This is a genomic window from Variovorax paradoxus (assembly GCF_000834655.1).
GTDB classification, from domain to species: domain Bacteria; phylum Pseudomonadota; class Gammaproteobacteria; order Burkholderiales; family Burkholderiaceae_C; genus Variovorax; species Variovorax paradoxus_F.
Window position 1 is genome coordinate 172,917 of record NZ_JXQQ01000028.1, and the last position, 21,097, is coordinate 194,013.

The following is a 21,097-nucleotide window of genomic DNA, read 5'->3' on the forward strand; positions in this document are numbered from 1 at the left end:
TGTGTCGTGGGGGAATGAACCCCGGCCGGGCGGCTAGCCCGGCGAGGGTGAAGGCACGTGCCCGCCGATGTCGCGCGCGATGGTGAGCGCGATGTCGTGCAGCCGCGGTGCGAGTTCGTTGCGCAATCTGTCTTCGGTGAACACGAAGGCGGCGCCGCCGCCGTTGAGCGCCATCACTTCGCCGTCGGGGCCGATGAGCGGCACCGACACCGAGTTGATCTCGCGGTGGAATTCGCCGAGCGAGAGGCAGTAGCCCAGCCGCCTGGCCTCGCCGATGGCGCGCGTCATGGGCGCGGCGATGCCGTCCCACTCGGGGCCGCGCAGGAGTCGCATCGAATCCACCAACTGGTTGCGCTGCGCATCGGGCAGCGCCGAGAGGTACGCGCGGCCGAGCGCCGAGTTCGGCAGCGGCGCGCGCGAGCCGACGTCCAGCCGCGCCGACAGCATCGACGAGCGCGGGCGGCAGGCCTCGATCAGCACCATCTCCATGCCGTCGCGCACCGCGAGGTAGACGGAGGCGCCCACCTCCTCGGCCATGGCCTGCATGCTGGGCCGTGCGGCGGCGCGCACATCGAGGCTGCCGAGGAACACGCGCGAAAGCGACACCACGCCCGGCCCGAGCATGAAGCGGTCGGGCGCCTGCGCGGGCTTGAGCATGCCCAGCGAGAGCAGCGTTGCGACCAGCCGGTTGACCGTGGGACGCGGAATGCCGGTGATGCGCGCCACGTCGGCGTGGCCGAGCACCGGGCGCTCTTCGCTGAAGCAGCGCAGCACCGAGATGCCGCGCTCCAGCGCGCTCACGGTGTCGGAGCGCTCGCCGCGCGAATCGGAGGCATCTGCCGCAGAAAGAGAGCTGTCGTTTTTGTCGGTGGACATGAAGGGACCCTTTGAACGCTTTGCAAGACTCTGCAATGTAGAGGCTCGCGAAAGGAGGTCGGCCGGGTTCATGGCGACGAGGGGTGGGGTCAGGCGCTGGCTTCGGCCGGAGTTGCTGTAGCGCCTTCGCCGGCGTCGCCGCCGCCACGCAGGTACACGCCCTGCGCCAGCAATTCGGACTGCAGTGCGCCGATGTCCACGCGGCGCGGCGCGATGCCGCCGCGCGAGGCCAGCGCCGCCGCCACGCCGGCCGCCTGCCCGGTGATCCAGCACTGCGGAATCTCGCGCATGAAACCGTGCGAATTGCGGTCGCACGAGATGTGACGACCGCAGGCCAGGAGGCCGTCGAGCTGCTGCGGCACCAGCGCGCCGTAGGGAATGGAGATGTTCGGGAATTTCGGCGACACCGCAGGCGTTACGCCGATCTCGTCCGCCAGCGCCACGCCGTCGGGCCACTGGCTGCGCAGCACCGCGCCCACGCCGGAGAGGCGCCGCGCATGGCGCACGCCGATCTGCGGTGCGCTCAGCATCAGGTAGGCGTCCTCGAAGCCGGGCGCGTGCGCCTTGAAGTAATCGAGGTGCGCGGCCATGGCGCGGTGCGAGCGCACTTCCACGGCCGTGAGGTCGTCCACGTCGAGCGCCGAGTAGCCCGACTGGCGCGGCCCCATGAAGAGCGCCACGTCGTTGCGCCACGAGACGAAGGGCCGCTCGAAAAGGCCGAGCTGCTCGCGCCCGCGCGCCATGAAGCCGGCGAAGGCCTCGGGCTGGCCGGCCTTGAATTCGATCCAGCGGTTCATGTCCACGCCGCCGAAGAGCCACGAGGTGTTCATGCAGTGGTGCACGTCGGCTTCTTCGATGTCGTTCACGTAGGCGGCGCCGGCGCGGGCGAAGAGGTCGCCGTCGCCGGTGGCATCGACCACCACGTCGGCCATGATGGCCATGCGGCCCTCCTTGCTCTCGAAGACCACGCCCTTCACCGCGCCGTCCTGCACGATCGGGATTGCGGCCCACGAGTGGTAGATGAGCTTGACCTTGCGCTCCAGCACGATCTCCTGCGAGAGCAGCTTCAGGCGCTCGGGGTCGATGGTGGGCGACCAGGTGACCACGCCGTGGTACGCGGCCGTGCGCTGCGACCAGTGCGCGGCCTTGGCCGCGTCTTGAGAGCCCCAGTCCTCGCGCTGCGGGCCGGCGATGGCGTCTGCGGGCAGGCGGTCGAACAGTTCTTCGGCGAAGCCGCGGATCACCAGCTTGCCTTCCCAGTCGGTCATGCGGTCGATCCAGATCACGAGGCCGCCGGTGGAGAGGCCGCCCAGGTGGTTGTAGCGCTCGAGCAGCGCCACGTCGGCGCCGGCGCGGGCCGCGGCAGCGGCGGCCGCGGTGCCCGAGGGTCCGCCGCCGACCACCAGCACGCCGCAGCGGTGATAGACCGGGATGTTCTTGCCAGGCTCGGCCCAGCTGCCATGGTCAGGCCGCTTGACGCGGCTGTCGCGGTCGAAGATGTCGGAGGACAGGATGCGCTCGTCGGTGCGGACGACAGTTTTCATGGATAGGTGTCTTGGATGGGCTGTTTCGTCGTATTTTGATTTCAATGTTCATTTTGTCAAACAAAAATGGCCTTGAAAGCCGTTTGTTTGGGGTATTCCCTAGTCAATATGGATTTTTATGATTTTCTAAATCAATATAAGAAGGACATTCCAACGGAGACATCGATGAAGAAACTCAACGGCACCCGCCGTGCATTCGGCGCGGCCCTCGGCGCCGCGGCCTTGCTGGGTCTGGCGCCGCTCGCGTTCGCGCAGGACTTTCCGTCGCGCAGCAAACCGATCCGCATCGTCGTGGGCTTCACCGCCGGCGGCGGCACCGACGCGCAGGCGCGCATCGTGGCGCAGAAGCTCGGCGAGGTGCTGGGCACCAGCGTGATCGTGGACAACCGCCCCGGCGCGAGCACCATGCTCGCGGCCAACGAGGTGTCGCGCGCGCTGCCCGACGGCTACACGCTGCTGTACGCGCCCTCCTCCACCATGGCGCAGAACCCGCACACCTTCGCGCAGGTGCCCTACGACCCGTTCAAGGACTTCACCGCCATCTCGATGGGCGGGCGCGGGCCGCTGGTGCTGTCGGTGAGCACCACGGTGCCCGCCAACAACGTGAAGGAACTGGTGGCCTACGTGAAGGCCAACCCCGGCAAGGTGAGCTATGCCTCGTTCGGCGCGGGCACCTCCTCGCACATCTACGGCGAGGCCTTCGTGAAGAAGACCGGCGTCGATGCGGTGCACATCCCCTACAAGGGCGGCTCGGACGCGGCCAAGGACCTGATCGGCGGGCGCGTGCAGTACATGTTCGATTCGGCCTCGTCGGCCGTCATCACCTCGGCCTCGGGCAAGGTGAAGATCCTCGCGATCGCGGCGAACGCGCGCATCCCGGCGCTGCCCGACGTGCCCACCTTCGCCGAGCAAGGCATCGCGGGCCTGGACCTGCCGAGCTGGCTCGGCTTCTACGGGCCGGCGCACATGCCCGCGCCGGTGGTCGCCCGGCTCAATGCGGCGCTCACGCAGGTGCTGGCGATGCCGCAGGTGCGCGAGTTCTATCGAACGGGCGGGTACGAAGCCGGCGCGACGACGCCGGAAGAATTTGCAGGCATCACCCGCACGACCTACGAGCGCTGGGGCGCCATGGTTCAGCAGGTAGGCTTGGCCAAGCAATGACCACCGCTTTCGTTTTCTCCCGGCGCCGCATCGCCGCGTGGCTCGCGCTGGGCGCGGTCGCCTTGCCGCTCGCTTCGCCCGCCGCCTCGCCCGCGGACTTTCCGGAAAAGGGCCGCAGCATCCGCATCGTGCTTGGCCTCGCGGCGGGCGGCGCCTCCGATTCGCAGGTGCGCTTCGTCGCCAACAAACTCGGCGAGGTGCTGCAGACGCCTGTCATCGTCGAGAACCGGCCGGGCGCGAGCTTCATCCTCGCGACCGAGGAGGTGATCCGCGCGGCGCCCGACGGCTACACCTTCATGTACGCGCCCTCTTCCGTGGTCGCGCAGAACCCGCAGACGCTGGCGCAGGTGCGCTACGACCCGTTCAAGGACCTGACGCCCATCTCGCTCGGCGCGCGTGGGCCTCTTGTGCTGACGGTGCACACCAGCGTGCCGGCGCGCAACGTGCAGGAGCTGGTCGCCTACATCAAGGCCAACCCCGGAAAGATGAGCTACGCCTCGTTCGGCACCGGCACCTCGTCGCACATCTACGGCGAGGCCTTTGCGCGGCAGGCCGGGCTCGACGTGGTGCACGTGCCCTACAAGGGCGGCGCGGATGCGGCGAAGGACTTTCTCGCGGGCCGCGTGCAGTACTACTTCGACGCGGCGCCCAACGCCATCCAGAACACGGCCACCGGCAAGGTGCGCATGCTGGCGGTGGCGGCGCCCAGGCGCAGCGCGATGCTGCCCGACGTGCCCACGATGACCGAGCAAGGCGTGAGCGGTGTCGACATGGCGAGCTGGCTCGGCTTCTACGGGCCTGCGCGCATGCCGGCACCGGTGGTCGCGAAGCTCAACGCGGCGCTCGCGCAGGTGCTGGCGATGCCGGCCACGCGCGACTTCTTCCGCCAGGGTGCCTACGAAGCCGAGTCGTCCACGCCGCAGCAACTGGCCGAGCTGACGCGCACGACCTACGACCAGTGGGCCGAGACCATTCGCAAGCTCGGCCTCACGAAGCAGTAGCGAGGGCGAAGTTCAGCCGAAGAAATTGCGCAGCTGCGCATTGGTCTCGGCGGCGCGCTCGTACTGCACCCAGTGCCCCGCGCCGTCGACGACCACGCCTTCGCGGTTCGGCCCCTCGCTCGCGAGCAGCGCCACGAGCGGACGCGGATCGGCCGTCACGTCGTACTCGCCCCAGAGCAGAAGCGTCGGCACGCCCAGCGTGTCGAGCGCTTTGCGCAGGCCACCGGCCTGCGACACCTCCTTGCTGCGAAAACGCGTGCCGTGGCACGAGACGTCGTGGATCTCGAAGGCCAGCGGGTCGATGGCCGCGGTGTCGTGCAGCATCAGCGCGCCCAGGTTGTGCAGCAGCGCGGCGCGCTCGGCTTCGCGGTCGGGGGCGGCGCGCCAGTTGATCATCTGGGCCGTCATGCGGCGCAGCGTGCCGTGGCCGCCGCTGCCCAGGAGCGCGAGCTTGCGCACTACGCCGCGCTGCACCGCGAAGCGCGCGGCGGTGAGGCCGCCGAAGGAGAAGCCGCCCAGGTCGATGGGCGTGCCCGCGCCGACGAGCGCATCGAGCGTGCCGCCGAGCGCGTTCAGCAAGGGCAGCAGCGAGTCTTCGCCGGGCGCCACGCGCGGCAACCCATCGGAATCGTGGAAGCCCGGCATGTCGGGCAGGAGCAGCGTGCGTTGGGCCGACAGGGCCTCGGCATTGCGCAGCCAGTGCATCCAGCTGCCGTGGCCGCCGTGCAGCAGCACGATGGGCGGCTGCGTGGTGTCGGTGCCGAAGCGGCGCCAGCGCACGCGCACGCCTTCGTGCACGGGGTCGTGATGGGTGGAGAGCGCGTCGATGCGGGCAATGCATTCGGCGGGGGTCTGGGTGTCGGTCATGGGAGCATCCGCTGGAGTTCGGCTTCGCCGTCGAGGAACTGGTGCTTCAGCGCCCCCAGCACGTGCAGGGCAAAGAGCACATAGAACACGTAGCCGGCCCAGGTGTGCACGCCGCCCAGCACCGTGTGCCAGGTCTCCTTGAGCGCCGGCTCGATGCCCGAGATCCACCCGATGCGCGGCCATTCGAAGAGGCCGAAGAGCTGCATGGGGTGCGTGGCCGCGTCTTTCCAGGCCGAATCGTGCATCCAGCCGGACAGCGGCAGCAGCACCATCAGCAGGTAGAGCACCCCGTGCGCGGCATGCGCGCCGAAACGCTCGATGCGTCCGTACGAGCCAGGCATGGCCGGCGGCCGGTGCGTTGCGCGCCACAGGATGCGCAGGATCACCAGCCCCAGCACCGTGATGCCGGTCGACTTGTGGGTGTCGATGGCGGGCCGCACCCACTCGTCGGGGTATTGGTTCACCAGGAGGATGAGGGCGATGTTGATCGCCATGAGCAGCGCAATCACCCAGTGCAGCGCGATGGCGGTTCGGGTGTAGCGGTTGTTTTGTTCGGGCATGGGGGAATTTTCGGGGCTGGACGCACTCAGTCTTCGGCGCGCCCGATTGTCCCGGCATTGCCCCGGGCCTTCCGGGCGCCTTGAAACCGCTGGTCGGGTTCTTGCGTACTCCGTTTGCCGTGCCGCTCACACGGCGCCTCTTCAGTTTCCGCAGCTTTCTCTTGAACGATTCACTCCAACGCGCGTTCGTGGCCGCATCGCCGCGGCTCTCCCCGCCCGCCACGCCGCTGCGAAGCTGGCTGATCCACGGCGGCGTGCTCGCGCTCTGGGCGCTGCTGTTCGCCATGGCGTTTCGCATCGGCAACGTGCGTGCCTGGTCGGTGGGCGTGGCCTACGTGCTGTACGACACCGTGCTGCTGCTGTTCGTGGGCTGGAAGACCTTGCCGATCCTGCGGACCGTGCAGCGCCCGCCACCCGCCCCCATCGGCGCTCCGGAAGGCAACGCGCGCCGCACCACGCTGGGCGTGATCGTCGCCTCGCACAACGAGGCCGCGGTGCTGCCGGTCACGCTCGCCGCGCTGCTCGGGCAAAGCGACAGGCCCGACCGCATCGTGATCGCGGACGACGGCTCCACCGACGCCACCGCCGAGCTGCTCACATCCCGCTACGGCCTCACGGCACCGGCGCCAGGTGCACCGAGCGCGCTGAGCGAGGCCAGCACCCTGCACCCCGGGCTCTACTGGCTGCGCCTGCCCCACGGCGGCAAGGCGGTGGCGCTCAATGCGGCCATGCAGTGCATCGACACCGACACCGTGCTCACCGTGGACGGCGACACGCTGCTCGACAAGGAGGCCATCGGCGCGGTGCGCCGCGCGTTCGCCGCGGAGCCGAACCTGGTGGCGGCCACCGGCGTCATCACCCCCGTGTGCAGCCGCACGCTGGCCGGACGCTGCTTCCAGTGGTTCCAGACCTACGAGTACATCCGCAACTTTCTCTCGCGCTATGCGTGGATGCGGGTCAACGGGCTGCTGCTGATCTCGGGCGCCTTTGCCGGCTTCCGGCTCGACGCGGTGCGCGCGGTGGGCGGTTTCGACACCGACTGCCTGGTCGAAGACTACGAGCTCATCCACCGGCTGCACCGGCACTCGGAGGCACACGGCCTCGCCTGGACCGTGCGCGTGCTCGGCGACGCGCAGGCCCACACCGATGCGCCCAGCAGCACCGGCGCCTTCCTGCGGCAACGCCGCCGCTGGTTCGGAGGCTTCCTGCAAACGCAGTACTGGTACCGCGCGATGGTGGGCGACCGGCGCTACGGCTGGCTGGGCACGCTGATGCTGCCGGTGAAAGCCATCGACACGCTGCAGCCGCTCTACGGGCTGGCCGCCTTCGGTCTCTTGCTGATGTACCTGGTGCGCGGCGACTTCGGCGTGCTCGCGCCGGTGGCGGGGGTGATCGGCGCGAAGATCGTGCTCGACCTGGCCTTTCACTTGTGGTCGGTGCACCTTTACAGGCGCTGGGTCGGCCGACCCGGCGAAGCCCACATGGCGCAGGCCTTCCTGGCCGCGCTGGTAGAGCCCTTCACCTTCCAGATCCTTCGGCACACCGGCGCCGCGTGGGGCTGGTGGACCTTCCTGACCGGCCGCGGCACCTGGGGGCAGCAAACCCGCGTCGGGCTCGTCGATGCCGAAGGCGCCGGGCGCCACGGCCCCCGGCCCTGACCTGCGCCGCAACCCGGCTCGCGCTCCGTCAGACCGCGCCGAAGCGATAGCTCGAGACCACCAGGCCGCCCATGAAGGCGTCCTCGTGGTAGACGCGCTCGCCGGCCTCGCCCTCGGCCGCGCCGACCGCGACCATCAGCGGAATCAGGTGCTCCTCGCGCGGATGCGCCATGCGCGCGGCGGGCGCCGCTTCCCACGCCTGCAGATGCGCGGCGCGTTCGGCCGGCGCGCCCTTCACCACCGCGGCGTCGAGCCAGTCGTCGAAAGCCTTGGACACGCCGTGCGCCTGCGGGCCGAAGTTGCGCAGGTTGTGATAGCTCAATCCGCTACCGACGATCAGCACGTCCTCGTCGCGCAGCGGCGCGAGCGCACGTCCCAGCGCCAGGTGCTCGGCCGGATCGAGACCGCGACGCAGCGACAGCTGCACCACCGGCACATCGGCCTTCGGGTAGATCGCGGCCATCGGCGAGAACATGCCGTGGTCGTAGCCGCGCTCGGGGTCGATCTGCACCGGCAGGCCGGCCGCCGCGATGAGCGACTGCACGCGCTGCGCGAGTTCGGGCGAGCCCGGCGCGTCGTAGCGCACTTCGTAGGTGTGGGGCGGGAAGCCGCCGTAGTCGTAGATCATGGGCGGCCTGGGGTTGCCCTGCACCGTGAAAGCCGGGGCCTCCCAATGCGCCGACACCATGAGGATGGCCTTGGGCGTGCGCCCGATCTGCCGCGGCATGTCGGCGAGCGAGGCGGCCAGCTGGTCGTAGGTGGCGCCCATCTCCTTCTTCATCCAGGGCCAGGGGCCGCCGCCGTGGGAGATGAAGTACGTAGGGAGGCGGGAAGTTGTGTTGTCGTGGGCCAAGTCGATGCTCCTTGAAGGCGTTGGATCGACTGTAGACATTTCCTGAAAAGAAATCGACCGGCTACGATGCATCGAATCATTTCTCCTGAGGAAACCATCGATGGACCGCATGACCAGCCTGCGCGTGTTCCGCGAGGTCGTCGAAGCCGGCAGCTTCACGGCCGCGGCCGAGCGGCTTTCGATGTCGCCCCCCATGGCGAGCAAGCACGTCGCGCAGTTGGAGAAGTCGCTCGGCGCGCGCCTCCTGCACCGCTCCAGCCGCCACCTGAGCCTGACCGAGGCCGGCACCGCCTGGTACGAGCAGAGCCGCCGCGCGCTCGACCTGCTCGATGCAGCCGAGGCCGCGATCGGCCAGACGAGCGAGGCGCCGCGGGGCCAGCTCAAGGTGAGCGCGCCCGTGTGGTGCGCCACGCCGCGTTTCGCGCGCGTGCTCGCCGACTATCGCGAGCGATTTCCGGAAGTGCTGGTCGACATGCACCTGGAGAACCGCAAGGTCGATCTCGCGGCCGACGGCTACGACCTCGCGTTGCGCGCCACGCAGGAGCCCTCGCCCGCATTGATTGCGCGGCCGCTGTGCCGCGTGCCCTTTCACCTCGCGGGCACGCCTGATTATTTGAAGCGCATGGGCGGCTGCCCCGCGCTGCCGGCCGACCTGTCGCGGCTGGGCGCGATCGTGCCGAGCTACGTGAACCTAGACAACCTCGCGCTCAAGGGGCCGGGCGGGCGGATGCTGCCGCTGCGCCTCGCGCCGGCCATGCGCTCCGACGACACCACGCTCACGCTGCACGCGGTGCATGCGGGCATGGGCATCGCGTTCATGCCGCTGTGGCTCATCGACGACGACCTCGCAGAGGGCCGCCTCGTGCGGCTGCTTCCGGAGTACGAGGCCGAGCCGGTCACGCTCTTTGCGGTGTACACGAGCCGGCAGTACATGGCGCCCAAGCTGCGTACTTTCATCGACTTCCTGGGCGAGCGGCTCGGCGCACTGGAACCAAAGGCAACGCCGCCCGACACCGCGAAGCCGCGCAGGCGCTAGCGCAACGCACCTTTTCAGGGCAAGGATTTGCGGGCGAGGCTAAAGTCCAGGGCTCTCTGGGAGACCGTGTCCTTGTTCCGCTTCTTCGAAAAACTCCTCCACCCCTACCCCGCCGCCGAACCGCCACTGCCGCCGCAAGGCTTCTTCGCCTTCCTGTGGGCCTGCACGCACGGCGTGCGCGGCAAGATCGCCGTCATGGCGGTGCTCACGGCCGTCATGTCGATCTTCGAGGCGGCGCTGTTCGCAATCCTCGGGCGCATCGTCGACTGGCTCGGCGGCCAGGTGCCCGCGCGGCTGTGGGCCGAGCGCGGCGACATGCTGCTGTGGATGGCGGCGGTGCTGGTGGTCAGCATCCTGGTGGTGGCGCTGCAGACCATCGTCAAGCACCAGACGCTGGCGGTGAACCTGCCGATGCGCCTGCGATGGAATTTCCACCGGCTGATGCTGGGCCAAAGCATGGCCTTCTACCAGGACGAGTTCGCGGGCCGCATCACGGCCAAGGTGATGCAGACCGCGCTCGCGGTGCGCGACACCATCTTCGTGCTGGCCGACGTGCTGGTGGCCATGGGCGTGTATGTCGCGACCATGATCATCCTGGTGGGCGTGCTCGACGCGCAGCTGGTATGGCCCTTCGTCATCTGGCTGGCGCTCTACATCGCATCGCTCGTGTACTTCGTGCCGCGCCTGGGCAAGGTCGGCAAGGCGCAGGCCGATGCGCGCGCGCTCATGACCGGCCGCGTGACCGACGCCTACACCAACATCGCGACCGTCAAGCTCTTCTCGCACACGCAGCGCGAGGCGGGCTTCGCGCGCGATGCGATGCGCGAGTTCATGCACACGGGCTACGGCCAGATGCGCCTGGTGAGCGCCTTCGAGATCGTCAACCACACGCTGAGCATGGGTCTCACGGCCGGCATGGCGGGCACCGCCCTGTGGCTCTGGTCGCACGGGACGGTGGGCGTGGGCGCGGTGGCCGCGGCCACCGCGATGGCGCTGCGGCTGCAGGGCATGTCGCACTGGATCATGTGGGAGATGACCAGCCTGTTCGAGAACATCGGCACGGTGCAGGACGGCATGAAGACGCTCTCGCGCCCGCGCACCGTGCTCGATGCGGCCGACGCCGGCGTGCTCGAGGTGCCGCGCGGCGAAGTGCGCTTCGACCACGCGAGCTTCCGCTACGCCGACGCGGGCCGGCGCGTGATCGACGACCTGAACCTCACGGTGAAGCCCGGCGAGAAGATCGGCCTTGTCGGCCGCTCGGGCGCCGGCAAGTCGACGCTGGTGAACCTGCTGCTGCGCTTTCACGACCTTGAGAGCGGCCGCATCCTCGTCGACGGGCAGGACATCGCGCACGTCACCCAGGATTCGCTGCGCAGCCACATCGGCATGGTCACGCAGGACACCTCGCTCATGCACCGCTCGGTGGCCGACAACATCGCCTACGGCCGGCCCGATGCGACGCACGCGCAGATCGAGGCCGCCGCCCGGCGCGCCGAAGCGCACGACTTCATCCAGACGCTGGGCGATGCGAGCGGACGGCGCGGCTACGAGGCGCACGTGGGCGAGCGCGGCGTGAAGCTCTCGGGCGGCCAACGGCAGCGCGTGGCGATCGCGCGCGTCATGCTCAAGGACGCGCCGATCCTCCTGCTCGACGAGGCGACCAGCGCGCTCGACTCCGAAGTGGAAGCCGCGATCCAGCAGAGCCTCTACACGCTGATGGAAGGCAAGACCGTGATCGCCATCGCGCACCGGCTCTCGACCATCGCGGCGATGGACCGGCTCATCGTGCTCGACGAAGGCCGCGTCGTGGAAGAAGGCGACCACCGCACGCTGATGGCCCAGGGCGGCCTCTATGCGCGGCTGTGGGCGCACCAGAGCGGCGGGTTCCTCGGCGATTCGCTCGACGAAGACGAGGCGCTCAGGGCCTGATCGCGGTCAGGTCGGCAGCGCGCCGGCCTCGTACTGCGCCGCGAACTCCCCGCTCGGCGGAATCGGCTTGATGATGTCGATCAGCACCCCGTTCGGGTCGCGCGTGATGAAGTGGCGCTGGCCGAAGGCCTCGTCGCGCAGCGGCAGAAGAATCGGCAGGCCGGCCGCCTTCAGGCGGTCGTGAACGGCATCGGGGTCGTCCACCTCGAAGTTCAGCAGCAGCCCGCCCACCACCTGGCCGCGCGCGGGCGCCGGAATGGTCTCGTGGCGGCCGTCGAGCACGGCGAGGTTCACCGACGGCTCGCCCTCCAGCTGGAGGTGCACATACCAGTCGCTGGTGAAGAGCGGCACGAAACCGAAATGCGACTGATAGAAGGCGGCGGTGCCGGCCACGTCTTCGGTCATGACGACGGGGTAGTAGCTCGTGACTTTCATGGGAAGCATGGGACAGGTCCTTTCATAAAACATACAGGCTGTACGTACGTTAAATACTAACCTACAGACAGCCTGCATGTAAATTACCTTCCATGGCCACCAACCGCGAACGCACCGAAAGCACCCAGCTCGCCCTGATCGAAGCCGCCCGCGCGCTCTTCGTCAGCAAGGGCTATGGCGACACTTCCACCCCCGAAATCGCGCAGGCCGCGGGCATCACGCGAGGCGCGCTGTACCACCACTTCGCGGACAAGCGCGACCTGTTCCGGCAGGTGCTGGCGCGCGAGGCGATGGCGGTTGCGGCCGACATCGAGGCCGCCACGCCGGAGCGGCTCGGCCCGCGCGAAGCGCTGCTCCAGGGCAGCGAGGCCTACCTGGACGCCATGACCGTGCCAGGCCGCACGCGGCTGCTGCTGGTCGATGGCCCTGCGGTGCTGGGCATGGCCGAGGCCATGGCGATCGACGATGCCAACGCGGCGCAGTCGCTGCGCGAGGGCTTGAAACGGGCCGGCATGGGGCGCGGCGAAGTTTCGATCGATGCGCTGTCGCAGTTGCTGTCGGCAGCCTTCGACCGCGCCGCACTGGAGATCGATGCAGGCGCCGACGCCGCAGAGGTCCGCGCGGCCATGCGCTGGCTGATCGAGCAGGCGCTGGGCCCCGTCAGGAAACGCTAGGGCCTGTTCAGGCCCTGGCCCTCAGACGATCCCGCGCCCGCCCATGCGCACCGGCCACCGGGCGACCGTGCCGCGCTGCATCGATTCGAGCGTCGTCTGCGTGAACACGTTGATGCTCACGTGCCGCGCGAGGTAGTGCTCCAGCACCACGCCCAGCAGGTACGGGCTCGTGCCCGAGAAGCCTTCCTCGTCCACGCTCAGGGTGCATTGCACGCCTCGCCCGTAGATCAACGGACCCGGTCCCGGCAGGCGCCGCGTCACCGGCTCGATGCGCGAGCCCACGAGGCTGTCGATCTGCCGGCGCAGCACGTCGCTGTCGGCCGAGACGAACAGCCGCAACATGTCGCGCAGCGCCTGCGCGCCCTCGCGATGCGGCATGTCGGCCAGCGGCAGGTGGTTGAAGCCCAGCTGGCGAATCAGCCGCCATGCGATCTCGCGCTGCGCGAACGGCGACTTCGGCGTGCTCGGCGGGCGGATCAGGCCCACCGCCGAAACCGGGATCGAGTCGGACACCGCGAGATCGGAATGCCCGTTGCGCGGCACCAGGCACGGCAGGTCGCGGTTCGTGAGCATCGCCTTCACCGACAGGTAGCGAAGGCTCTCCGGATACGGCGCCTCGTGCTGGTCGACCAGCGAAAGAAACACCTCGGTGCCGATGTACGGCGTGCGCGTGCCGTACTTGCGCGCCGTGTCGGACACGAGCCGCGGCTCGCGGCGCACCGAGAAGTAGCGCCCGTAGTTGCCCTCGTCTTCATTGAGCGTCTGGTAGAGCGGGCGGAATTCCATCTCGGCCGTGGTCTGCGCCTGCTGGCCCGCGATGCGCTGGACCGAATAGACCTCGAAGTCGAGCGGGCGCGAGCGGTCGGGCACCAGGTGGAACTCGGGCTGCGCCGCATTGAGCTCGACTCGATCGGTGCGCCGCTCGAAGAGGTTGACCACCGGCGTGCTGAAAAGCGCGAACTGCCCGGCATCGACCAGCGCCCCCAGCGACCCCGGCGGCTTGTTCAGCAGTACGACGATCTCGACCTCCTTGCCCTGCGCCCGCGCGAGGCCCGGTGCCAGCTGGGTCAGCGTGAAGAAGTAGAAGCGCTCGGGACAGGCGAAGTACTCGTGCAGCAGGTTGTGTCCATGAAATGTGTTCCACGCCAGCGGAAGAAGCCCCTGCCCCGGCGCGAGCCCTTCGTGCACCAGCGCCCCGTCGATCACCACGTGCGGCCGCTCCATCAGCTTGCCCGGCTCGCCGACGAAGGTGGCGACCGCCGAGGTGTGCAGCAGCTCGAAAAGATGCGAGGCCACGTGCTCGTTGCCGCGCAGGTAGATGGGCAGCCGGTCGAGCCCGACCAGCGCACCGAAGCCCATTTCGCCCACGGTGCGCAGCCGCACGCGCAGCGCGCCCGTCACCTGCACATGCGGCGGCAGGTAGCGCTCCAGCGCGGGAATGTCGGGCGGCGCGCCGGTGAGCTTCGCTTCGGCGATCTCGATGGGCCACAGCGTCACGTCCTGGCTGGAGCGGAACTCGCACGGCGTTTCCTCGCCCGCCGGCACGCGCGCATGGAAGGCCGTGCCGCGCGGCACCGCGAAGCCGCGTGTGAAGTCGCCCTCCTTCACGCTCGGGTGCAGTTGCGCCACCGCCATCGAGGGCGTGGGGCTCAGGTAGTTGGGGTACAGCACTTCGAGCAGCCGTTGCGTGAAGCGCGGGAATTCGGCATCCAGCTTGATCTGCATGCGCGCCGAGAGAAAGCTGAACGACTCGATAAGGCGCTCCACGTACGGGTCGGCCACCTCGATGCCGTGCATGCCCAGGCGCCGCGCGATCTTCGGGTGCGAAGCGGCGAACTCGCTCGCGGCTTCGCGCATGTAGACGAGCTCCTTGTTGTAGTAGTCGAGAAGTTGCGGGTCCATGGCGATGTTTTTCCCTGAATGAAGTCTTGAAGTCTTGTCGTGGTGATGAAGATCAGCGCGCGGAAGAAATCACGCGCATGCGGTTGGTTTCGAGGTCGACCGCGCTCTGCACGGTGAAGGCCAGCGGGTACGGGCTCAGGTGGATCAGCGCGCGGATCTCGAACATCAGCACGTTGTATTCACCGGCCGCGCCGCCCTCCTTCATGAGCGGCACCACCGTCACCGTCTCGGGCATCAGCCGCGGCTCGAAGTCCTGGATAGCGCGGCGGATGATGCGTTCGATGTCCGCCCACTTGCGCTCCGAGAGGTAGCTGCCCGCCAGCGGCGGCACGCCGAAGTTGATCGTGGAGGACGCCGCATCGGCATGGCGCGCGCGGTCGATCAGGTCTTCGGCATTGGTCGTGTTGAGCAGGTAGGCCAGGTCGCGCTGCACGATGTTGCGCATCTGCGCGGGCGTTACCGCGTACTCGGCGGGCAGTTCGCTCTCGCGGCTCGGAGCTTCGTCGCGCAGGCGGTCGAACAGCGTGGGCAGCAACTGCGCGTTGGGATGCAAGGTCGAGGCATCGGCCGGGCGGAGCGCACGGGCGCCGGGGTGCGCGGGGTGGGTGCCGGCGAAGGAAGACGGATCGGCAGGTCGCATGGGCTGGGCCTTTCTTGGAAGGGCCAGAGTCTTGCGTGGATGCGGGGCGCGCATTGCAAACAATGGTCACATCTGCCGGCATGCGCTGACAAAGCCCACCCAAAGCGGGGATTTGTCATGGGCATCGCACTTCGCAAGTCCTACAGCACTGGCCGCCCCTCGCCGACATCGCCGACCCCGCCAAAGCCCGATCCTTGATTCATCCCAAACAACGAGGAGTCCTCGCGTGAATTCCATCATCTATATCGTCGGTCTGGTCGTGGTCGTTGTCGCCGTGTTGTCGTTCTTCGGCCTGCGCTGAGAACGCACCGCGCTTCCTGACCCGACATCCCTTCGAGAACGGGGCCGCATGCGGCCCCGTTTCTCATGGGCGCTCGCAAGGCGCCGGGCATAATTCCGGCGCCCCGGCACTCCGCAGGGCACGACCAGCGAAGGGACCCTGTTGACCGACACCGCGTTGCGCGAACCTGCCTTTCCGGAAGCGGTGATCACCGAGGCGATCCGATGGACCGAACAGGCGGGGCCGCTGGACGACGCGCAGGCCCTGCGCACCGCCGCCTCGCGTGCGAACGACGGCCATGCCCGCATCACCGAGCGCGCCCTTCAACTGGGCGAGCGCCTCGGGCTCCAATCTGAAATGTCGCGCGCCCGCCAGTGGGCGCCGTGGGTGCTGCTCGGGCTCGTGGCGCTGATCGTCATGGCGGGGCTCGCGCTCGCGGGCAACGTGGTGGGCGGCGGCGAGCGCCACATCAACGTGATCGTCGCGCTCGTGAGCCTCCTGGGCCTGCATGCGCTCACGCTTCTGCTCTGGCTGTTTGGCCTGTGGCTGCCGGCTGCATCGTTCGGCACAGCGTCGCTCGGCTGGATCTGGCTGTCGCTCACCGCGCGCGTGGCGGGCGGCAAGCGAGGCCAGGCGCCGCTGCTGATGCGCGCGACCACCGGGTTGCTGACCCGCGCCCGCTTGCTGCCCTGGGCCTTCGGGCTCGTGAGCCACGGCATCTGGTCGCTGTCGTTCGCCGTAGTGCTGGCCGCGATGCTGTTCGCGCTGGCCTTCCGCAGCTACACGCTGAGCTGGGAGACGACGATCCTCGATCCCGCCTTCTTCGTGCGCGCGGTGCAAATGCTGGGCTGGGCGCCTTCGCAACTGGGCTTTCCGGTGCCCGATGCGGCCACCGTCCTCTCGGCCGCGCCGGGCGCCGCGGGCCAGCGCACCTGGGCGATGTGGCTGACCGGTTGCATCGTGGTCTACGGCCTGCTGCCGCGCCTTGCCCTGTTGCTGCTGAGCGCAGCCGTCTGGCAGAGCCGCCGCAAGGCGCTGCAGCCCGACTGGAGCGAGCCCTACTACCGCAAGCTGCTCGCGCGCTTCGCCGCGCTCGCGCCGGCCGCCATCGTCGATGCCGACCCGGGCCGTACGCGCGGCGCCGCGCCTGCCCGGCTCGCGCCCGCCGAACTGCAGGACGCGCTTTTCGTCATCGGCTTCGAGCTGCCGCCCGACATGCCCTGGCCGCCCGCCGGCCTGCCCGCCGACGCTGCGCAGGTGCAGCGCATCGACGGCAGCGCGCCCGCCCGCCGCACGCTGCTCGACCAGCTGGCGCAGGCCCGCCCGCGCGCCGTGCTGCTGGTGTGCCATGCCGCTTCGAGCCCCGACCGCGGCACCGAACGGTTCTTGCGCGAGGTGCTCGCGCATTGCGGCGAATGCCGGCTCTGGCTGGCCGGCGCAGCCGCCGATGGCGCGGCCGGCCGCTGGACCGACTGGCTGCGCGATACCGGCCTCGAACGCATCGCAGCCAGCGACCGGCTCGACGCCGCCTTGCAGGAACTGCACCCCACGCCATGACGCCAGAAGCCGCCATCCGCATCGCCGTCGTCGGCCACACCAACGCGGGCAAGACCTCGCTGCTGCGCACGCTCACGCGCCGCGTCACCTTCGGCGAGGTGTCGCAGCGCCCCGGCACCACGCGCCATGTCGAATCCGTCGACCTCGACGTGAACGGCGAGGCCGCCGTACGCTTCTTCGACACGCCGGGCCTGGAAGACGCGGTGGCGCTGCGCGAGCACCTCGCAGGCTTCGTTGCAGGCGCCACGCCGCCCGAACGCATACGCCAGTTCCTGCAGGGCCCGGAAGCCCACGGCGTGTTCGAGCAGGAGGCCAAGGTGCTGCGCACCATGCTCGACATCGACGCAGCCTTTCTGGTCATCGACGTGCGCGAGCCGGTGCTGCCTAAGTTCCGCGACGAGATCGAGCTGCTCAACTCCTGCGCGCGCCCCGTGCTGCCAGTGCTGAACTTCGTGCGCGACGCGGCCAGCCGTGAGCCCGCGTGGAAAGAGCTGCTCTCGGCCTACGGCCTGCATGTGCAGGTGCGCTTCGATGCAGCCGCGCCGTTCGTCGGTGCCGAGCGCGACCTTTACAACGACCTGGCCACGCTGCTGCGCGATCGCCGCGACCAGTTGCGCGGCGTGGCCGATTTCCTCGACACCGAGGCCGCGGAGCGGCGCCAGGCCGCCTGCACCCGCATCGCCGGATTGCTGGTCGACGCCGCCGCGATCCGCCGCACCGTGTCGGCCACCGAATTCGCCGACGCTGCGCGGCGCGAAGCGCTCGTCACCGCCCTTCGCAAGACCGTGTTCGACAAGGCCCAGCGCTGCACCGACGACCTGCTCGCGCTCTACGGATTTCGCCAGGGCGATGCCGACGAGGCGCCGCTTCCGATCGTCGAAGGCCGCTGGACGCTCGATTTCTTCAGCCCCGAAGCGATGAAGGACGCGGGCCTGCGCCTCGGCAAGGGCGCAGTCATCGGCGCCGCCGTGGGCGTGGTGGCCGATCTCGCGGTGGCGGGCATTTCGCTGGGCGCGGGCGCGGCATTGGGAGGCGCCATCGGCGGCGCGATGTCGCAGGGCTGGGGGCCGCTCGGCCGCAAGCTGGCCAACAAGCTGCGCGACGTGCACGAGGTCACGGTCGAAGACGGCGTGCTCTTCACGCTGGTCGCCTGGCAGCTCAAGCTCACGCAGGCGCTGGAGCAACGCGGCCATGCCGCCACGCAGCGCATCACAGCCCAAAGCCCCCAAGACGGCGATGCGCCCACGCGCGCCGCCGCGGCCGCGGTGCGCGGCGCGCAGCCGGCGCGCAACCACCCCGAGTGGGAATCGACCGGCATCGCGACGCGCAGCTTCTGGCGTCCCTCACCGCAGCGCGAAGCACTCATTGCGGACATTTCGCGCACCCTGCTGCCCGCGTTCGACGCCTGACGCCGGGCTTGGCTTGCAGCCGGCGTTGGCCGGCTCCTACGCACCGGGCGCGGCAAACGGTCCAGCTTTCCGACGATGTTCACAGGCACATCGAAAGGAGCACCTCATGGCCGTCGAATGCAAGCTCTTGTCCACTCCGCTCATCGGTCGCATCTGGGAAGGCCGCACACCCATCGCGCGGGCCGATGAGTACCTGCGCTACAGCGTCGAGCACGGCATCGCGGAGATCGCGAAGAAGCCCGATTGCCTCGGCGTGCAGTACTTCCGCAAGCTCGACGGCAACGTGGCGCAATTTCGCACCGTGTCGTTCTGGCGGTCGATCGACGAGATGCAGGCGATGCACACCAGGCGCGGCGGCGATCCGCTGCGCGTGGCGCCGCTCGCGCGCGACGCGGAGTTCCTGCTGGAGCTGCCCGAATACGTCGACATCGTCGAGGTGCACGTCAATTCGTTCGGCAGCAGCAACCGCTGAGGACGCTCAGCGCTCCAGCAGGTCTTCGAGCATCAGCGGCAGCCGCCGCAGCCGCTTGCCGGTCGCGTGGAACACCGCGTTCACGATGGCCGGCGCCACGCCCACCATCGCGACTTCGCCGAGGCCCTTGACGCCCAGGGCGTTGAGCCGCGTGTCGGGCTTGCCGACGAAATCGACCTCGATGCGGCCGATGTCCGCCGCCACCGGCATCACATATTCGGCGAGGTCGGCGTTGAGGAAACCGCCGTAGCGCGCATCGACCTCGCTCACCTCGCGCAGCGCGGCACCGATGCCCCACACCACGCCGCCTTCGACCTGGCTGCGCGCGGTGCGCGGGCTCGCGACGGCGCCGCAGTCCGCCACGCTCACCACGCGCGGCACGCGGATGCGCCGCGTGGTGGGCTCGATGCGCACCTCGACGAAGTGCGCGATGAAGCTGAAGGCGACGAAGTCCGGGTACACCGGCCCCGCGGCGGCCGGCAGCCCGCCGGTCAGGCGGCCGAACACCTGCTCGGGCTGGCCCGGCGCGCGGCGCCGGCTCTCGGCTTCGGCAAACGGCCGGCCCGAGGCGCGCAGCAATGCGAGCGCGGTGCCGCCGCTTTCGCCAGCCGCGCTGCCCGCGTTCTTGCGCAGGTCTTCCATCAGCCGTTGCGCGGCTTCCAGAACCGGCGGCAAAGCCGTGGCCGTGCCCCAGGAGCCTGCGGTCAGGTGTTGCGGCGCGGCCGTCGTGTCGCCGAGCGCGATCTCGATCGCAGCCACCGGCGCGCCGAGCGCGCGCGCCACCGTGACGGCAATTGCCGTGCGCATGCCCTGCCCCATCTCGTGCCCGCCGACCGCCACGCGCACCGTGCCGTCGGTGTTCAGCCGCACAGTCGCGATGGCCGGCGCGACGGCCGCCTTGTAGGTGCCGATCGCCACGCCCCAGCCGACGAGGCTGCCGTCGGGTGCGCGCATGGAACCCGGCGCCATCGTGCGGCGCGCCCAGCCGAAGGTTTCGCTGCCCTTGATGAGGCACTCGGCCACATGGCGCGAGGAAAAAGGCTTGCCGGTGAGCGGATCGGCCGTGGCGTCGTTGGCGAGCCTGAAGGCCACCGGGTCGCGCCCGAGCGCATAGGCCATCTCGTCGATCGCGCTCTCGAAGGCGAAGGCCGCCGGGTGCTCGAACGGCGCGCGCATGTAGCCGGGCGTCTGCACGTCGGTGCGCACCAGGCGCTCCCGGCCCTGGTAGTTGGCGATGCCGTAGAGCCTGGACGTGATCTCGGTGCCGAACGAGGGAAACAGGTCGTGGCGCGAGGTCTGCTGGTCTATCTCGTGGACCGCCGCGACCAGGCGGCCCTCGCGGTCCGCGCCGAGCCGCACGTGGTGGCGGCTCGCGGGGCGGAAGCTCGCGTTGTGAAAGAGTTGCGCGCGCGTCATCACCAGCTTCACCGGCCGCTGCAGCGCGCGCGCCGCGATGGCGACGAGCGCGGTGTGCGACTGCAGCGAGTTCTTCTGCCCGAAGCCGCCGCCCAGCGTGGGCGACAGCACGCGCACCTTCGCGGGCTCGATGCCCAGCTGCCTGGCCAGGCCGTGGCGCACGCCCTCGGCGTTCTGCGTCGGCTCGCGGATGGTGAGCACGCCGTCGTTCCACTCGGCCACGGTGGCGATGATCTCCATCGGGTTCTGGTGCTGGGCGGGCAACGTGTAGCGCAGGTCCACCGTCACGGCAGCGCTGGCGAGCGCAGCCTCCGCATCGCCTACGCGCCGGTCGGCGAACATGGGTTGCGGCAGCACCGCCGTTTGCGCGAGCGGCTCGGCGTCGGGCGCATCGAGGGTCGCGACGAACGGCGTCGCCTCGTACGTCACCACCACCAGCGCGGCCGCCTCTCGCGCCGCTTCGAGCGTGTCGGCCACCACCATCGCGACGCTCTGGCCGCGGTAGGCGATCTGCGCCGAGCGCAGCGGGTAGAAGCTCTGGAAGCCGAAGCCGCCGCCCATGAGGAAGCCGCCCGTGTCGAAGGCGCCGACGTTCTCGTGCGTGAGCACCGTACGCACGCCGCGCAGGCGCTGCGCGGCCGAGGTGTCGATGCGCGCGATGCTGCCGCGCGCGATGCGCGAAGGCACCAGCGCGGCATGCAGCAGGCCGGGGCGTGCGTCGTCGGCCGCGTAGCGCGTGGCGCCGCGCACCTTGTCGTGCGCGTCCACGCGCTCCGCGCCTGCGCGGGGCGTGTTCTTCTTCGTCGTGATCGTGGGGTTCGCCATCT

Annotated in this window: 18 protein-coding genes; 9 read left to right on the forward strand and 9 right to left on the reverse strand. The window is 69.5% G+C overall.

Annotated features, from left to right (window positions below):
• Positions 1-33 precede the first annotated feature (33 nt).
• Both RT97_RS13295 and RT97_RS13300 read right to left on the reverse strand, forming a co-directional pair.
• Complete coding sequence (locus RT97_RS13295) at positions 34-876, reverse strand: IclR family transcriptional regulator (protein ID WP_042579241.1); 843 nt, start codon at positions 874-876, stop codon at positions 34-36.
• An 89-nt stretch (positions 877-965) separates the two neighbouring features.
• Positions 966-2,420 (reverse strand): FAD-dependent oxidoreductase, encoded by a 1,455-nt coding sequence (locus RT97_RS13300; RefSeq protein ID WP_042579242.1) that lies wholly within the window; start codon positions 2,418-2,420, stop codon positions 966-968.
• 165 nt (positions 2,421-2,585) lie between these two features.
• Between RT97_RS13300 and RT97_RS13305 the strand changes: the two genes are divergently transcribed.
• Positions 2,586-3,581 carry a Bug family tripartite tricarboxylate transporter substrate binding protein gene (locus tag RT97_RS13305; protein ID WP_042579243.1) on the forward strand — a complete coding sequence of 332 codons (996 nt, stop codon included), beginning with the start codon at positions 2,586-2,588 and terminating at the stop codon, positions 3,579-3,581.
• Entirely contained in the window at positions 3,578-4,582 is a 1,005-nt protein-coding gene (locus RT97_RS13310) for a Bug family tripartite tricarboxylate transporter substrate binding protein (protein ID WP_042579244.1), read from the forward strand. Before RT97_RS13305 ends, RT97_RS13310 begins: the two co-directional genes overlap by 4 nt.
• Before the next feature lie 12 nt (positions 4,583-4,594).
• Here RT97_RS13310 and RT97_RS13315 read toward each other — a convergent pair whose 3' ends face one another.
• Both RT97_RS13315 and RT97_RS13320 read right to left on the reverse strand, forming a co-directional pair.
• Complete coding sequence (locus tag RT97_RS13315; protein WP_042579245.1) at positions 4,595-5,449, reverse strand: alpha/beta fold hydrolase; 855 nt, start codon at positions 5,447-5,449, stop codon at positions 4,595-4,597.
• Positions 5,446-6,009, reverse strand: coding sequence for a cytochrome b (locus RT97_RS13320; RefSeq protein ID WP_042579246.1), 564 nt, complete (start codon positions 6,007-6,009; stop codon positions 5,446-5,448). The genes RT97_RS13315 and RT97_RS13320 overlap by 4 nt, the downstream gene beginning before the upstream one ends.
• A gap of 161 nt (positions 6,010-6,170) precedes the next feature.
• On the opposite strand from RT97_RS13320, the gene RT97_RS13325 reads away from it, so the two are divergent.
• Positions 6,171-7,667: a glycosyltransferase family 2 protein gene (locus RT97_RS13325; RefSeq protein ID WP_042579408.1), complete on the forward strand. Its 1,497-nt coding sequence runs from the start codon at positions 6,171-6,173 to the stop codon at positions 7,665-7,667.
• 28 nt (positions 7,668-7,695) lie between these two features.
• Here RT97_RS13325 and RT97_RS13330 read toward each other — a convergent pair whose 3' ends face one another.
• The gene (locus RT97_RS13330; protein ID WP_042579247.1) at positions 7,696-8,520 is read right to left on the reverse strand and encodes a DODA-type extradiol aromatic ring-opening family dioxygenase; all 825 of its coding nucleotides are present in this window, start codon (positions 8,518-8,520) and stop codon (positions 7,696-7,698) included.
• Between the two features lie 100 nt (positions 8,521-8,620).
• On the opposite strand from RT97_RS13330, the gene RT97_RS13335 reads away from it, so the two are divergent.
• Complete coding sequence (locus RT97_RS13335) at positions 8,621-9,556, forward strand: LysR family transcriptional regulator (protein ID WP_042579248.1); 936 nt, start codon at positions 8,621-8,623, stop codon at positions 9,554-9,556.
• Between the two features lie 72 nt (positions 9,557-9,628).
• Positions 9,629-11,485: an ABC transporter ATP-binding protein gene (locus RT97_RS13340; protein WP_042579249.1), complete on the forward strand. Its 1,857-nt coding sequence runs from the start codon at positions 9,629-9,631 to the stop codon at positions 11,483-11,485.
• Between the two features lie 6 nt (positions 11,486-11,491).
• Here RT97_RS13340 and RT97_RS13345 read toward each other — a convergent pair whose 3' ends face one another.
• Positions 11,492-11,920: a VOC family protein gene (locus RT97_RS13345; protein ID WP_042579409.1), complete on the reverse strand. Its 429-nt coding sequence runs from the start codon at positions 11,918-11,920 to the stop codon at positions 11,492-11,494.
• Between the two features lie 92 nt (positions 11,921-12,012).
• Between RT97_RS13345 and RT97_RS13350 the strand changes: the two genes are divergently transcribed.
• Positions 12,013-12,594, forward strand: coding sequence for a TetR/AcrR family transcriptional regulator (locus tag RT97_RS13350; protein ID WP_042579250.1), 582 nt, complete (start codon positions 12,013-12,015; stop codon positions 12,592-12,594).
• A 21-nt stretch (positions 12,595-12,615) separates the two neighbouring features.
• Here RT97_RS13350 and tssF read toward each other — a convergent pair whose 3' ends face one another.
• Both tssF and tssE read right to left on the reverse strand, forming a co-directional pair.
• The gene (tssF, locus tag RT97_RS13355; RefSeq protein ID WP_042579251.1) at positions 12,616-14,496 is read right to left on the reverse strand and encodes a type VI secretion system baseplate subunit TssF; all 1,881 of its coding nucleotides are present in this window, start codon (positions 14,494-14,496) and stop codon (positions 12,616-12,618) included.
• A 52-nt stretch (positions 14,497-14,548) separates the two neighbouring features.
• Entirely contained in the window at positions 14,549-15,136 is a 588-nt protein-coding gene (gene tssE / locus RT97_RS13360; protein ID WP_253278229.1) for a type VI secretion system baseplate subunit TssE, read from the reverse strand.
• A 442-nt stretch (positions 15,137-15,578) separates the two neighbouring features.
• Between tssE and RT97_RS13365 the strand changes: the two genes are divergently transcribed.
• From RT97_RS13365 to RT97_RS13375, 3 genes are all read left to right on the forward strand, one after another.
• Positions 15,579-16,973 (forward strand): DUF2868 domain-containing protein, encoded by a 1,395-nt coding sequence (locus RT97_RS13365; RefSeq protein ID WP_042579252.1) that lies wholly within the window; start codon positions 15,579-15,581, stop codon positions 16,971-16,973.
• Positions 16,970-18,382, forward strand: coding sequence for a GTPase/DUF3482 domain-containing protein (locus RT97_RS13370; RefSeq protein ID WP_042579253.1), 1,413 nt, complete (start codon positions 16,970-16,972; stop codon positions 18,380-18,382). The genes RT97_RS13365 and RT97_RS13370 overlap by 4 nt, the downstream gene beginning before the upstream one ends.
• A 106-nt stretch (positions 18,383-18,488) precedes the next feature.
• Entirely contained in the window at positions 18,489-18,854 is a 366-nt protein-coding gene (locus tag RT97_RS13375; RefSeq protein ID WP_042579254.1) for a hypothetical protein, read from the forward strand.
• Positions 18,855-18,860: 6 nt separating this feature from the next.
• Here RT97_RS13375 and RT97_RS13380 read toward each other — a convergent pair whose 3' ends face one another.
• Complete coding sequence (locus RT97_RS13380) at positions 18,861-21,095, reverse strand: xanthine dehydrogenase family protein molybdopterin-binding subunit (protein WP_042579255.1); 2,235 nt, start codon at positions 21,093-21,095, stop codon at positions 18,861-18,863.
• Positions 21,096-21,097 lie beyond the last annotated feature (2 nt).